The sequence below is a fragment of the Alicyclobacillus suci genome (genome assembly GCF_017329615.1).
GTDB lineage: Bacteria > Bacillota > Bacilli > Alicyclobacillales > Alicyclobacillaceae > Alicyclobacillus > Alicyclobacillus suci.
Genome location: NZ_JAFMTW010000002.1, coordinates 113,043 through 127,677, shown reverse-complemented (window position 1 = coordinate 127,677; position 14,635 = coordinate 113,043). Strand labels below are relative to the sequence as shown.

Annotated in this window: 15 protein-coding genes; 2 read left to right on the top strand and 13 right to left on the bottom strand. The window is 53.5% G+C overall.

Annotated features, from left to right (window positions below):
* Positions 1–126: 126 nt before the first annotated feature.
* Positions 127–885 carry a hydrogen peroxide-dependent heme synthase gene (gene hemQ / locus J3482_RS02145; protein ID WP_146822580.1) on the bottom strand — a complete coding sequence of 253 codons (759 nt, stop codon included), beginning with the start codon at positions 883–885 and terminating at the stop codon, positions 127–129.
* Positions 886–1,109: 224 nt separating this feature from the next.
* Here hemQ and J3482_RS02140 point away from each other — a divergent pair, with 224 nt between their 5' ends.
* A complete protein-coding gene (locus J3482_RS02140; RefSeq protein ID WP_146822581.1) occupies positions 1,110–1,487 on the top strand; it encodes a hypothetical protein in 378 nt (125 codons plus the stop codon).
* An 86-nt stretch (positions 1,488–1,573) separates the two neighbouring features.
* Here the strand turns inward: J3482_RS02140 and J3482_RS02135 are convergent, their stop codons facing one another.
* Positions 1,574–1,921 carry a hypothetical protein gene (locus tag J3482_RS02135; protein ID WP_146822582.1) on the bottom strand — a complete coding sequence of 116 codons (348 nt, stop codon included), beginning with the start codon at positions 1,919–1,921 and terminating at the stop codon, positions 1,574–1,576.
* Between the two features lie 199 nt (positions 1,922–2,120).
* Between J3482_RS02135 and J3482_RS02130 the strand changes: the two genes are divergently transcribed.
* On the top strand, positions 2,121–2,447 hold the full coding sequence (locus J3482_RS02130) for a winged helix-turn-helix transcriptional regulator (protein WP_146822583.1): 327 nt from the start codon (positions 2,121–2,123) through the stop codon (positions 2,445–2,447).
* A 184-nt stretch (positions 2,448–2,631) separates the two neighbouring features.
* Here J3482_RS02130 and spo0A read toward each other — a convergent pair whose 3' ends face one another.
* From spo0A to xseA, 11 genes are all read right to left on the bottom strand, one after another.
* Positions 2,632–3,435 carry a sporulation transcription factor Spo0A gene (gene spo0A / locus J3482_RS02125; RefSeq protein WP_146822782.1) on the bottom strand — a complete coding sequence of 268 codons (804 nt, stop codon included), beginning with the start codon at positions 3,433–3,435 and terminating at the stop codon, positions 2,632–2,634.
* A gap of 196 nt (positions 3,436–3,631) precedes the next feature.
* A complete protein-coding gene (spoIVB, locus tag J3482_RS02120) occupies positions 3,632–4,906 on the bottom strand; it encodes a SpoIVB peptidase (protein WP_206921991.1) in 1,275 nt (424 codons plus the stop codon).
* An 85-nt stretch (positions 4,907–4,991) separates the two neighbouring features.
* Entirely contained in the window at positions 4,992–6,680 is a 1,689-nt protein-coding gene (gene recN, locus J3482_RS02115) for a DNA repair protein RecN (protein WP_146822585.1), read from the bottom strand.
* Between the two features lie 27 nt (positions 6,681–6,707).
* Positions 6,708–7,568, bottom strand: coding sequence for an NAD(+)/NADH kinase (locus tag J3482_RS02110; protein WP_146822586.1), 861 nt, complete (start codon positions 7,566–7,568; stop codon positions 6,708–6,710).
* A 15-nt stretch (positions 7,569–7,583) separates the two neighbouring features.
* The gene (locus tag J3482_RS02105; protein ID WP_146822588.1) at positions 7,584–8,108 is read right to left on the bottom strand and encodes an SAM domain-containing protein; all 525 of its coding nucleotides are present in this window, start codon (positions 8,106–8,108) and stop codon (positions 7,584–7,586) included.
* Positions 8,109–8,119: 11 nt separating this feature from the next.
* Positions 8,120–8,962 (bottom strand): TlyA family RNA methyltransferase, encoded by an 843-nt coding sequence (locus tag J3482_RS02100; RefSeq protein ID WP_206921990.1) that lies wholly within the window; start codon positions 8,960–8,962, stop codon positions 8,120–8,122.
* Positions 8,962–10,842 (bottom strand): 1-deoxy-D-xylulose-5-phosphate synthase, encoded by a 1,881-nt coding sequence (gene dxs / locus J3482_RS02095; RefSeq protein WP_146822592.1) that lies wholly within the window; start codon positions 10,840–10,842, stop codon positions 8,962–8,964. Before dxs ends, J3482_RS02100 begins: the two co-directional genes overlap by 1 nt.
* 12 nt (positions 10,843–10,854) lie before the next feature.
* Positions 10,855–11,430 carry a CNNM metal transporter family protein gene (locus tag J3482_RS02090; RefSeq protein ID WP_223204105.1) on the bottom strand — a complete coding sequence of 192 codons (576 nt, stop codon included), beginning with the start codon at positions 11,428–11,430 and terminating at the stop codon, positions 10,855–10,857.
* 735 nt (positions 11,431–12,165) lie between these two features.
* Positions 12,166–13,038 carry a polyprenyl synthetase family protein gene (locus J3482_RS02085; protein WP_146822594.1) on the bottom strand — a complete coding sequence of 291 codons (873 nt, stop codon included), beginning with the start codon at positions 13,036–13,038 and terminating at the stop codon, positions 12,166–12,168.
* 17 nt (positions 13,039–13,055) lie between these two features.
* Positions 13,056–13,295 carry an exodeoxyribonuclease VII small subunit gene (gene xseB / locus J3482_RS02080; protein ID WP_021295661.1) on the bottom strand — a complete coding sequence of 80 codons (240 nt, stop codon included), beginning with the start codon at positions 13,293–13,295 and terminating at the stop codon, positions 13,056–13,058.
* Positions 13,267–14,607 carry an exodeoxyribonuclease VII large subunit gene (gene xseA, locus J3482_RS02075; protein ID WP_146822786.1) on the bottom strand — a complete coding sequence of 447 codons (1,341 nt, stop codon included), beginning with the start codon at positions 14,605–14,607 and terminating at the stop codon, positions 13,267–13,269. The genes xseB and xseA overlap by 29 nt, the downstream gene beginning before the upstream one ends.
* Between the last annotated feature and the right edge of the window lie 28 nt (positions 14,608–14,635).

Below are 14,635 nucleotides of genomic sequence, written 5' to 3'. Positions count from 1 at the left end.
TAATCACTTCCATCAATTCACTCTCTCAATTCACTCTCCACGTTACCACGAATTGCACGAGAAGAGCTAAATATTCAAACGGTTCGCACGAGCTTGAGGGTTATTGTGCAAAACGCAGGCGAATCGTTAGGATTCCGCCCGCGTACCCGTCAGCCAGGCGCCAAGTGCAGTATCGTCGACTTGATGTCCGACATAAAAAGGACCAAACTCCGCAAATCGCGCACTGGATTCATCAAAACGCATCTCGTACACCAGTTTCTTAAACTGAAGTGGGTCATTGGCAAACAAAGTGACACCCCACTCCCAATCGTCCAAGCCGACGGAGCCACTGATGATCTGTTTGACAATGCCCGCGTACTGGCGCCCAATCATACCGTGCGCCTTCATAAATTCCCGCCGCTCCGCTTCACTGAGCATAAACCAGTTGTCAGCGCCGAGACGACGTTTGTTCATTGGGTAGAAGCAGACGTGTGAATGTGTTGGCATTTCCGGCTTTAACCGAGCCTGTAAGGCTTCATCTTGCTCGATGTCGACACCCGGTCTCGCGTTGTAGCCCCCCAACTCTACCACCGAGATGTAGGAATATGTAGATTGGCTCACATCAAACAAGCGCGTGCGCGCCATCTGAGCCTTGAGTTCGCTCAATGCTTCGATTGTCGGACGCATATGGATAATCAATAAGTCCGCCTTGCCGCCAGCAATCACAAACTGGCCATAGCTTCCTTGCCGCTCAGCTTGAACTTTGCGCTGTTCATCTGCGAAATGGCTCCATTCCCGCAAGATAACTTGTTGTTGCGCAGCGCTCAACGCTTTCCATTTATCCCAACGGATTGACCGAAATTCGTGATACACATACCAACCTTCGAGCGTGTGTGGTGCACCCATCGATAAAGGACCTTCTTTCCTGTATTAAATTGCCCTGTTGCCATTATATCAACCAGGTTCTCACAGACGAAACCGTTTCACTACACCGCCGGCGCCGATTTTATGAAGTCTACGAAATTGGACATAAACTGCGCGCGAGATTCATAGTTTTACATCAAAGGCATTCCAAGAAATTGTCGAAGATCAGACGGCTGATAGCCTCGAATGAAGAAGGATGTGACGAAATGAGGACAGCGATTTGTATTATCGCTGCGCTATGCGGAGCGTATCTTGTCATCAGTGGCCTATGGATAGCGCGCGCAGGCGCCGTAAACGACATTCCTCAGCTAGCCGCAACCGGCGTGGCGGAGCTGATTGTGGCGTTCACTGCCCTGCTTGGGGCGGGACTTGTCTTCTGGAACCGATGGGTGGCGCTTGCCATGTTCGCCGTCTCCGCCCTTTGGTCGGCATGCGTCGCAATCATCTATTTCGACGACACGATTTGGATTTGGTGTGGCATCTCAATTGTCCTGATACTAGGCTGTATGGTGTCCCGACGAAGAAACAAACGGCATCACGAAAACACAAAGCGAAAACGTTCAGTAAACGCGCTGCAATCCTAACGGAGTTGCAAAAACTTGCGAGCAGACCCATCATCAACCGCCATGCGTCTGCTCGCATCCTATCGCACGGCTCAACAGGCGCCCAGTTAGGTCGTTTCGCCGAGAAAATACTGGGTCAAGTCTTGAATGGCCCCTTGAATTTCACCTTGGATATCTTCATTGTTATCCAACCATTCTGCATCGTCTTCGTGATAGAGTATCTCCACGTCCAACTCCTGTTGTTCGTCGAGCCACGCCCGAACCGTGACCACTGTACGCATGTCGTCAAGACCGACTTCTCCATCCATGATTACCAATTCCCCGTCATCATCTCGTTCAAATTTCAACAAATCAATATCAATTCCCGCTAAGGCAACGGCTTTGCCAGACTCATCCGTCACCTCTTCAGCAAACACGTCGGAACGCCCTACAGCATCCCAATCTAAATCTTTCACGTGGACACCCCATTTGTAAAAAAACGATTCACCATCTATTTTGCCCGAAACAGGCGATGAAAAACAGCACATTTCTCGAGCGAGACAACACGATATCATCCGCCCGTGACGGCGCACGAATAACCACTATACAGTTGCAATGTATGAGTTACATCTGTCAAGAGGTCATGCTAAAATAAACACATGGAGATGAGTCGAAATGCAGTTACAAACGATGTGTCCAAAATTCGAAGAAGCATTTAGTTTACTGGGGCGGCGATGGACGGGTCTGATTATTCGCGCGCTGATGGACGGAGCAAAACGCTTTTCTGAAATACAAGAAATCATACCAGGTATGAGTGCGCGAATGCTGACCGAGCGCCTCAAAGAACTCGAGGAAAAGTGTATTGTACTGCGTACGGTATATCCTGAGACGCCGGTTCGTATCGAGTACAAACTCACAGACAAAGGTGAAGACTTAACGCCTGCTTTAGCTGCCATTCAATCGTGGGCCGATAAATGGTGTGAAGGCGCCAACAAAGATTAGATATGCCGCATGTTGGATGCCGAAGACCTGCGATGCGATGGTAATTTTGCGGCGAAGGCTACACCCAAGTGCCCTAAAAAACCTCCCGCACATTGGGAGGTTTTTTAGGAATTCGACACGAGGAATCGTCTCGCGCCCCAATGTATCCAAGGTTATCTAAAATAGCGTCACGCGTGCAACCAAATTAGGAGCTAACGCGATGCTCCATCCGAAGTTTATCCGCAATCATCGCAATAAATTCTGAATTCGTCGGCTTTGTCTTGGACGCACTCACAGTATACCCAAACACCTTACGGATGGCGTCCATGTTCCCACGGCCCCATGCCACCTCAATTGAATGGCGAATGGCGCGCTCGACGCGTGACGGTGTAGTTTTATACCTATCCGCGATACGTGGGTATAAAATCTTCGTGATAGACCCGAGAATTTCTACATCATCATAAACAATGCCAATCGCCTCACGGAGGTAATGATATCCTTTAATGTGCGCCGGAACCCCAATTTCGTGGATAATTTGCGTTATCTGAGCATCCACCGAACGCCGCGGCGGCGTCTGCGTACTGTTGGAAGAGGCCGAATAGACTGGGTTGTACTGTTGCTGCGTAGCTGCGACAGGTGCGGCATGGCCTTGCGCCACTTGGCGAATTCTGTCGGCTAGAAGCGGCATATCGAATGGCTTTAAGATAAAATATGAGACACCAAGTTCAACCGCTCGCCGCGTGACGGTCTCTTGACCGAACGCTGTCAACATAATCACCTTCGGCATTTTGCCACCAGCGTCACCTAAGCGTTCAAGCGCGCCAATGCCGTCGAGGACTGGCATGATGATATCGAGTACAAGGACGTCTGGCTGAGTATCCCGAACCAAATTCAGTACATCATTCCCATTATACGCGATTCCACACAGCTCCATATCTGGCTGTGATGAAATGAATTCACCAAGCAAGTCAGCAAATTCATGATTATCGTCCGCGAGTAACACCTTCATTAACGACACAGACAGACTCCCTCCCTGACGTACATCTAACAGTCTATAGGATTCGACGATTGGGGCGCCACTCCTGCCAAATCTATGTAATACTTTTCGTGAGTATCCCGTCTGATTCAACATAATTCGACAAAGAGCCATCTCGGCGATGACTCTTCGTCGTCACAAATACCAGTTTATTACACACACATCATTTTCATACCGCGTAATTTCGACGATGGATAAAAGTGACGGAAGAAGATGAGGTGTTATCTGTCAAATGCTCGGTCTGTTTCAACATCCACATCGCGTATACCGCGTATCCGCGCGTTGGGTCCGAAACGAATACGTGCGTAACCGCACCAATCAAACGGTTGTCTTGAACGAGTGGACTACCACTCATCCCCTGAATAATACCGCCGGTCTGATGGAGGAGGCGAGGGTCTGTGACGCGGACAATCATACTTTTCGTAGCGGGTGACGGCTGCCGTGCGACATTGTCAATTTGCACGTCAAACGCCTCGACTTGTTGGCCATGCACCACAGTATACAGTTTGGCCGGTCCAACATGTACCTGCTCGGGTAAAGCGACATCGATGACACCGGGAACCGATGTGCGTGCCGGCGGCTGCAACATTGACCCAAATACGCCGTACGGTGTATTTACGTCAATGTGTCCGAGCGGTGTACTCGCGGAAGAGAACGTACCTCGTTTTTCCCCTGGCGACCCCGCCGCACCTGGCTGCAATCCCGTAATCGCCGCCGGATACAATCCTCCACGCCCGACGACAGGTTTACCGGTATCGGCATCTGTAATCAGATGCCCGAGGGCGCCGAACGTGTGATGTAGCGGATCGTAAAATGTCAACGTTCCAACACCTATCGTCCGATCTCTGACGTATAGACCAAGCTGGTGTACGCCAGGATCCTTAAAGGATACCTGAATTTCTTTGACACTATTTCCGCGAACGACTGTCAGATGAACCGCTTGTGCCTGTTTTCGAAGCGCTTGTTGCAAGTCTGCCGCTGTCTCAATATGCTGATGATTGATGGAGACAATACGGTCCCCCACTTGCATGTGGGCGCTGGCACAAGGGGATGATCCGTCCGTCAGCCGGCGAAAGCCAACGACGACTGGACCGTGACTTTGAATGCGAATGCCCACTGCCTGCCCGCCTACAATCACGCGCGCTGCGGGTTCGGCATGAACGTGTGTCTTCCATGGGATCATGCCAAAATACTTGCCGAAGATATCCGTATCTCCGGGGCTCGTGGACGTGACGGTCAACGTCGAGGATGCCGTCTGAGTGGAGAAATGAGTCGACGATGAATTCGACGTATGTGTATCATCCGTCGGGACAGCGACAGTGTCGCCGGAAACCAGGTTGACTTCCGTCGGCGTGGAAGCCATTTTCTGTACAGCGGGTGTAAAACATGTAACAGCAATCGCAAGTAGTCCAATAAACCGAATCGTGCGCAGGCGACCAGCCATGTTGCCTTCCCCCCTTGACGCAACCTCAGAACGTAGTCCTAAGGTACCCGTAGGGAGCCGTCTTATAATGCAAAAAAGCTCCCACCTACGTGTGGGCCATGGTGTCCTTTCGGAAGCTTTCCAACAGCGCTTGCGCATGCCGAAGCGCTGTGTCATCGGAAACGCCAGCCCCAAGAAGCCGCCCAATCTCCTCTTTGCGAGCGGTACTTCCCAATTTGCCGACAGTCGTCTTCGCCCGTCCCGCCAGCGTCTCCTTGACAATTTGAAAATGCGCATGGCCGGCAGCTGCCACCTGCGCGGAGTGCGTCACACAAAGCACTTGCCGATCTCTGCCAAGTGTGCGGAGCATTTGCGCAACCCGGAGCGCCGCATCGCCGCTGACACCCGCATCGATTTCATCAAAGATGAGCGTTTCCACTTCGTCAATATCCGCCACCACCAACTTCAACGCCAGTAGTGTGCGCGATAATTCACCGCCCGATGCAACTTTTTGGAGTGGCGCCAGCGTCTCACCAGGGTTTCCACTAAACAAAAAGTCGACAACGTCCTGACCATCTTCCGACCACTCGTCCGGACGCCGTTCCACCGACACGACAAATTGAGCGTCTACCATGTGCAACTCGTGCAAACGAGCCTGCACTTCTGCCTGTAGACGTTTTGCAGCGCGCTCCCGGGCCATCGTCAGGCGACCTGCCAATTCGACGTAGTGATTCTCTGCGACCCGTACCTCGTCTTCGTAAGCCGCAATCGTCTCTTCGTGTTTCACCAGTTCTTGCAGTGCCTCTTTACTGGTGGCCAAGTGCACAAAGACCTCATCCAAAGTTGGCCCATACTTGCGCGTTAACGCGCGAATATTGGCCAATCGATCCTCAATCTCTTGCAAACGATTCGGATCTACATGCAATCGCGACGCAAATTTATTCGTCGTAAACGCAGCTTCTTCGACATTGGCGCGCGCAGATGCGATCATTTCATCAATCCCGGATAATTCGCTAACCTTTGTAGAGAGTACAGCGGATTCCTCATACGCCGCGGCAAGCTGAGCAATCGCCCCCACGCGCGGATCTTCAAGCGCCGACAACAGGGCATCAATGTGCGTCTGCAGTTTGGCAAATGCAAGCAAACGCTGTCTTTCAGCACGCAGTGCTTCTTCCTCACCTGGCTCGACGCCAGCCGCCTCAATTTCCGCGATTTGAAACTGTAAAATGTCCATTTGCTGCGCCCGCTCCCGCTCACTAACCTGCGCTTTCGCAAGCTGTTCGCGCGCGCGACGAACCTGACGGTACGCCAGGGCCACCGCGTCGACCAAATCCTCATGTTTGCCGTATAAATCCAGCAACGTACGCTGATAACGCATCGTCAGCATCGTCTGTGATTCATGTTGACCCTGCATTTCAACCAACGCGTCGCCGAGTGACTTCAGCATTTGGACAGTGACCGTCCGCCCATTGACACGGCACGTAGTGCGACCATTCGCATAAAGCGTACGCGAGAGGATGACCGTTCCATCTTCCGTCCCGATTCCCCAGTTTGCCAACAGATTGGCGGCAAGTGTCTTGGCTGGCACTTCAAACACCGCTTCGACATACGCGTTATCTGCTCCGCGCTGAACGGTCGACGCCGACGCCCGCCCGCCTAACACGAGTCGCGTGGCATCCAGCAACAATGACTTACCTGCGCCAGTTTCGCCAGTAAACACGTGCAAGCCACGCCCAAACTGTAAACGCAACGAATCAATCAGCACAAAATTTTCCACGTACAATTCGGTCAACATCGAATCACCCCGCTCGCGACGGTCATTTTACGCCGTGCTTGGCCCGTCGCCGTTGCCATTATGTAATTTGCTGCGCAGAACCCCAAAAAACTCGCGATCCGGCCAACGCACCAACGTCGTTTCGTATGGCGCTCGTTTGACGATAATCTCATCACCGCTCACCAGGTGAAGGCCATCTTGTCCATCCACCGTCATCCCTAAATCCGAATGACTTGCCTGTACGGTCAACCGCACCGTTTGATTGGCATCAATCACACAAGGCCGCGAAAACAATGTGTGCGGGCAAACAGGTGTTACCACCATCACTTGCAAATTCGGGCTGACAATCGGCCCCCCACAAGACAGTGAATACGCGGTAGAACCCGTCGGCGTCGAAATAATGACCCCATCTCCGCGATATGTATCGACATATACGTCGTCCACATGGACGTCTACAGTGACCATCCGGGCAAACGAGCCTTTGCCTGTCCCGACCTCGTTCAACGCGGAAAACTTGGCGAGCGATTGCCCATTTCGAACAACTTCGGCCTCCAGCATCATGCGGTGCTCGAGGTTGTACTCATTTTGCAAAATCCGCGCGACGGCCGGCCGCAACTGCGATGGTTCTGATTCTGTCAGAAATCCTAAATGCCCGATATTGATACCCAATAGAGGAATGTGATACGGTGCAAGTTGACGCGCAATACCCAGCAGCGTGCCATCGCCGCCAAGGACCATCGCCAATTCGACAAAGCGTATGTCCGGGTCGACCGCCAGGATGTTCGTGGCGTGATCGACTGCGATATGGGTCACCGCAATACCGCCGTCGGTCAACAGACGATTCAACTCGTCCCGGATGGAACATGCTTGCTCCTTGCTTGGGTTGTACAAAAGTGCGATTTTCCGCACGGCTTTCCCCTCCCATCACGTGCGATGCAGCAAAGCAAAAGCAAACAGGATGCCGCCCGAGAACCAAAGACCCCGATACACCAAGTGCCGAACGTAATAACGCTTGGGCCGGTGAAGCTGAAAGTCGACATAATGAACGGACTCGTCGCGCAGATTGAGAAAAATCAACTCCTGCACATCGAGAATCGCAAATAGCGGAAAATAGCGCCGACAGATCTCGTCGTGTGAAAGGTCCTCCAAACCGACAATCACAGCGTACTCACGACCATTCTTTCGCGCAATAAAGTCGGCAGCCTCTTGATAACCAATTGAACATTCATCGATGTACCCTGTATACTTTGCAGTCTTTTCCACTTTCAACACGTCGTACCCGTTGTCCATGAGCCACTGCAAGCCGCGCTGCAAAAGCCCATCCAGGGAAGCCTCCTTCTGCTTTCGCGGCCACGCCCCGACAAGGGATTTTGCAACACACCACATACACCAAAATGCGCCAAACAGCCCTACTGCCGCAATCACGGATTCGTCGTCCTGTCTTGTCACATGATTGTCCCTCAGGTGCGAGGAGCGAGTTGGTCTTCCACTTGTTCCCCTTGAAGTGCCTGCCATGCATCTATGACCACAGATTTCGCCACAGTGCGCCAATCTGTCGCCGACGCACTGTGCTCCATCTTCCACCAAGCCAAAAACTCGATATTCCCATCCCCACCGGATATTGGGGAATACGTAAGCCCGTGGCAGGACCAACCGATGGACGTGACATGATCCAGCATGTCCAGAAGTACCTGCAAATGAACCTTCGGATCACGCACAATCCCGCCCTTTCCAACCGCGCCACGCCCCGCTTCAAATTGCGGCTTGACGAGGCTGAACACATCAGCCTTGGGCGTTGAAATCGATGCGAGCTTCGGGAACAATAACTTCGTCGAGATGAAGGAAACATCCATCACCGCAACCCGCGGTTTTGGATCAAACAACGTCTCATCTACATGGCGGAAGTTCGTCCGTTCCATCACCACGACGCGCGGGTCGTTTCGCAGGGTCCACGCGAGTTGTCCATACCCGACGTCGACGGCGTAGACAAGGGACGCGCCATGTTGCAGCAGGCAGTCGGTAAAGCCGCCCGTGGAGGCTCCGACGTCAATCGCCACACAGCCCGAGACGTCGACGGCGAAGTCATCCAACGCTTGCTGCAATTTCATCCCACCGCGGGAGACAAACTGATGCAAGGGCTTATCGACGTCGATAACGACGTCCTCTTTCACTTTGGTCCCAGGCTTGTCCGCGCGCACGCCGCCCACTTTGACGAGACCGGCCATAATCGCCCGCCTCGCCGCCTCCCGACTCGAATATATTCCACGACTGTGGAGCAACACATCTAACCGCATGTGGGCCATTATTTCTCCACCGTCGCTTGTGCGTCTGTCTTCGTGGCCTGTAAAACCTGAAGGCAACCGGCAACCACCCCGTCGACCGTCAGGCCAATCGACTCTAGCAATTCTTTGCGACTGCCATGCGGTATAAACGCATCAGGCAAGCCGAGACAATGCACTGGCGTCAGGACGTCATGTTGCGCCAACACTTCTAAGATGGCAGACCCGACCCCCCCCGGCACCGACGCTTCCTCGACGCTGACAATCGGCATCTGCCGACCACACTCGAGCACGAGTGCCGCATCCAAAGGTTTTACAAAACGCAAATTGATAACTTTCGCAGCCACACCGTGCGCGTCACTCAGTTGCTGCGCGGCTTGTTGCGCGACGCTCACCATCGGGCCGAGAGCGAATATCGCCACATCTGATCCGTCCCGTACGACCTCCGCCCGACCGATAGGCAATGGTGTCATGGATCCCGCAACATCAAACGGCGGCGTGTCCGCGCGTGGATAGCGAACCACACACGGCCCGTCGATGGTGAACGCCGTGTGAATCATCTGCCGCAATTCAACGGCATCCTTCGGCATCATGATGGTGACATTGGGCAATGTGCGGATGTACGAAACGTCGAATGCGCCTTGATGCGTTTCGCCGTCTGCACCGACGAGTCCAGCGCGGTCAACAGCGAACACCACCGGTAAATTCTGAATCGCGACATCGTGAATCAACTGATCATACGCGCGCTGCAGGAAGGTGGAGTACACGGCAAACACGGGCCGCATGCCTTGCGTCGCGAGTCCTGCACAAAATGTCGTCGCGTGCTGTTCAGCGATACCGACATCAAAACACCGTTCAGGAAATGCCGCCTGAAACGACGTGAGTCCTGTCCCTGGCAGCATGGCCGCCGACACAGCGACAATGCGCGGATCTTTGGCCGCGAGTTCGCACAGCGTATCGGCAAACACCTGGCTATAGGATTTGACCGACTTGTCCCCCTTCGGCGTCGGCCAAGCGTGCCATTTGTCGTGCGCCTGTTCTGCCGACGCGTAACCCTTGCCCTTCTGCGTTATGACATGCAACAAGACGGGGCCTTTGAGACGCTTCGCATCTTCCAACGTGCGAATCATCGTCGGTAAATCATGCCCATCGACCGGCCCTAGGTAGCGAAAGCCAAACGCCTCAAAAAACTGTCCTGGCACAATCAAATTCCGCATGCTGTCCTTCAAGCGTTCCAAGGTATTCGTCAATCGATTGCCAATCGCCGGAAGGCGGCGAAGAATTTGCTCCAAATCGGCTTTCGCCCTGGCATACGCCGGATCTGAACGCAGCTTGGTCAGGTATTTGGACACGGCCCCGACGTTTTCCGAGATAGACATCTCGTTGTCATTGAGCACCACCAACAAATTTGTGCCAAGATGGCCTGCGTGATTCAGTGCCTCCATCGCCATGCCACCAGTCAACGCGCCATCCCCAATGACGGCGATAACATGATGGTTTTGCTTTTGCAAGTCGCGCGCAACGGCCATCCCCAGTGCAGCGGATATCGACGTGCTGGCGTGCCCCACGCCAAACTGGTCGTGCTCGCTTTCATCTCGCCTTGGGAATCCAGACATCCCACCAAACTGCCGCAAGGAAGCAAAGCCAGGGCGTCGACCCGTCAATAATTTATGTACATAGGCCTGATGTCCAACATCCCACACAATTTTATCGGTCGGGCTGTCAAATACGCGATGTAGGGCCAAAGTCAGTTCGACGACCCCCAGGTTTGCACCAAAATGACCGCCCGTCTTTGATACCGATTCGACGAGAAATGCCCGTACTTCTTCTGCCAGCCGCACGAGTTGGGAAGTTGTCAAATGCTTTAACTGCTCAGGTTGCTTAATTTCATCCAGTAAATTCATCTGATGTTCGCCTCACTTTTTTCGCCGCTGTACACGGCGGTCCACAAAGGACACGGTTTCCCAAATTCGGGCTGCCATCAATATAATGGGCGTCGGAGAATGAATCGCCACAGTCTTGCCAATCGCCTTCCCGCCGACAGTTAACGATGTAATTACAGCCGTAATGGCGATTTTCACAGCTTCATCCTTCCAACCGGACGCATGAATCGACTGCAACAATTGTACACTCACAGCCAGCGCACCCGCACCACTGAGTACCCCGGCGATATCTCCAATGACATCACTGCAGATACTAGAGACCTTTTCGGCATTTCGAACAATGCTGATGGCCCTTCGCGCGCCATACACGCGCTTAGAGGCCATCGCGTGAAAAGGGGTTTCACGAGCGGCCGCAGCCGCCATGCCAATCATGTCGAACAACGCGCCGATAAAGACAATACCAATCACAATTATCGCACCGATGTACCAGGTCGTCGAATTGAGAAAAATGGTGGATGTATCGAAAACCGCACTGATAGGTAAAGTCAGTGCGGCGATAAACACAATAAATTTATAATTGGATTTCGACTTCGAAGATTTCTTCATCATGTCTCCATATGTAGTAGTGAGAGTGGGTGGCAACATCTTGAGTAAACGCTGTGGCTTAGGTCCAGTAGGTTTTCCCAGTCGCGCACCCAAACGTCGCCGTTTCGGCGGTTTCCCTTTAAGCACAACTCGACAGCGTCGCCGACTGTCGGACTAGATTACCACTTAGTCCACACTATAATCCTCAAGATGTCTCACGTTGTAGTGAACAGTCTAGGCGTTTTCCGCGGCAGCCGTTACCGCACCCTAGCCTCTTTTGCAGTACGGATTTCACCCAGCACCGGCGAAGTTGCCGTGGCCGCGGCAACTTGCCTGAATACCTAGGATCCTTCAGCACCACTCAAGGCAGGCTACACTGCACACAGATTGCCTCCGCATGCAGGTTCATACCCCAAGCCATAACCCTTCCACAAAATTGTAGACTGCGAGCTACGCACTTGGGCCTCCGCGAAAGCTGGGTTAGGTTCCACATGCCATTGCGGACTACCCAACTTTCTTAACTCCCAGCATAAGCCCAAGGCTGGGCGCCCCAAGCCAACACCAGGAACTTCATCGATGTGCCCTTTGACGGATTTTTAGCCCCGCCTTCAGGCACGGACGGCTGACTAGAATACTGCGCCACCCAATCATAAATATCTCAACTGTCCTCATTATATCATATTCGACACCCACCCGCAGAATACATTATTGGCAGCCGTTCCGCAGTTTACATAACAAAGGTCAATCGCAATCGAAACCTCAATGCGTTCGCTCCAGCACGACCGATTGAAGTTCCTGCAGGCTACTCGATACGATGCCCACGCGCAAAAGCGCTTGTTCGCCGCGCTCAATCACTTGCGCAGCCAACTTCCTCGTCTCTTCGACGCCGATGAATCTCGGATACGTCAACTTTGCGGCCGCTACATCTTTACCAGGTGTTTTGCCCAACTCGTCTTGTGAGCCGACGACATCCAGTACGTCATCAATCATTTGAAACGCAAGCCCCAAGGACTCCCCGTACACCGACAAGGCACGGACGTGTTCATCCGGCAGTTCCGGAAATAATGCACCAATTTCAATAGACGCCTGAATCAACCGTGCGGTTTTATGCAGGTGGATGAACGCAACATCGTCGAGTGTACCATCCTGCCCGGTCAATTCGACATCCACTGCTTGTCCTCCGACCATCCCGGATGCGCCCGCACGCAGGGCGAGTGTGTGCAACATCGTCACTTGCCGCTCTGGACTGACACCGGATAGCGGTCTCGACAGCTGCACAAACGCCTCCGTCAACAGACCATCCCCTGCCAGCAACGCCATCGCTTCACCAAACACCTTGTGATTCGTCGGTTGACCTCTGCGCAAGTCGTCGTCGTCCATGCACGGCAAATCATCGTGAATCAAAGAATAACTATGAATCATTTCTAACGCAGCCGCTGCCGGTAACACCGCTTCGCGACTCACGCCAAACGTCTCCGCAGTCGCCATACACAGCGCAGGACGCAATCGCTTGCCGTCGTTCAACAGACTGTAGTTCATCGCCTCATACAGCGTTTTCGCTCGCCCGTCTGTGACCAAGGCCGATTTCAAGTATTCATTGAGGTCAGATTTACACATCTCTAAGTAGGACATTTCGTCTTCACCGGTCCTCATTCTATGGAAGTTTCTTCAGTCGGCTCGGAAGGCGCTTCATCACCATCCATCGAAAGTTGCTCCAGTTTAAACTCGGCCTTATCTAACTGCTCACGGCAAAATTTGACCAGGTGCATCGACTCCTGATACCGCTCCAAGCTCTCGGCCAGGGGCAATGCGCCCGATTCCAACTGGCGGACGATGTCCTCCAGCCTCTTCATGGCTTCCTCAAATGTCAAGTCTGGTTTGCTCTCCACGCGCGTAAGTACCTCCATCGTCATTGACGTGTGCAGACACCGTCCCATCCGCCACGCGGATGCGAATCCGCTGACCCGGGGAAAGTTGTGCCGTGCTGGAAATAATCTCATCTGTTATTTCATCATAGACCACGCTATATCCTCTTCGCAGAACCGAGAGGGGGTTCATGGCCTCTAAAACACCGATTTGACGGTCTAACTGCGCACTGTAACGTTCAAGATTGCGGCGCATACTCTGGTTGGCTCTGTCGTGCAACGCGCTTGTCTGATGTTTGGCCGTATCCATTCTCCGCTGCAGATCAACGCGCAGCAGCCGTCGTTCGACCTCAGCATATTGTCGCCGCGCCGCGCGAACCGGCCGAACAAGCGCCTCGCGAAGGCGGCTTTCGATATAGTCCACCCCCTGCCGCTCCCGGTCAATCATTCGCTTTGGCGTCTGCAAAACGGGTCGCTCTTCGAGTGTGCGAAGGAGCTTTTGCGCCGTCTGCACGCGATTGGCCACCGCCCCAAACGATCTCGCCACAGCCTGCGTCAGTTGATACTGAATATCTTGAAGGTGCGGCGCCACTAATTCTGCCGCGGCAGTGGGCGTCGCGGCCCGGACATCGGCGACAAAGTCACAGATGGTCACATCCGTCTCGTGGCCGACCGCTGATACCACAGGGATTGGCGAACGCGCAATGGCACGCGCCACTACTTCTTCGTTGAACGGCCAAAGTTCTTCCAGCGAGCCGCCCCCCCTGCCGACAATGATGACATCGACTGGATGCTCGAGCCGCCACAGCCGTTGCAACCCCCGGACAATTGTCTCTGCCGCGCCCGTCCCCTGCACAGCTGCAGGTGCCAAAATGACCTGCGCAAGTGGGAAGCGACGCTGCAGCGTCGTGCAGATATCGCGAATCACCGCGCCTGTCGGGGAGGTGACCACGCCAATGCGCGTAGGATATGCAGGCAACGGACGCTTTCTGCTGGCTGCAAACAGCCCCTCGGCCTGTAGTCGGTTGCGCAACTGCTCAAATTGTACGTACAAAGCGCCAATGCCGTCCGGCTGCATATCCTCGATGTACAGTTGCACTTGTCCATCGCGGTCGAACACGCTGACGTTTCCGGCGCAAATCACCCGCATCCCGTCCTCCGGTCGAAACCGTAGCCGGCGATTGCGGCCCGCGAACATGACCGCCCGAATGCGACTCTGCTCGTCTTTCAACGTAAAGTACATGTGGCCGCTCGAATGGTGCTTGAAATTCGAGATCTCCCCAGTGACGTGACACTGGAGCAGATTCGGATCAGACTCCAACCGGTCCTTAATCATGCGATTCAACTGGGTGACGCTAAACACC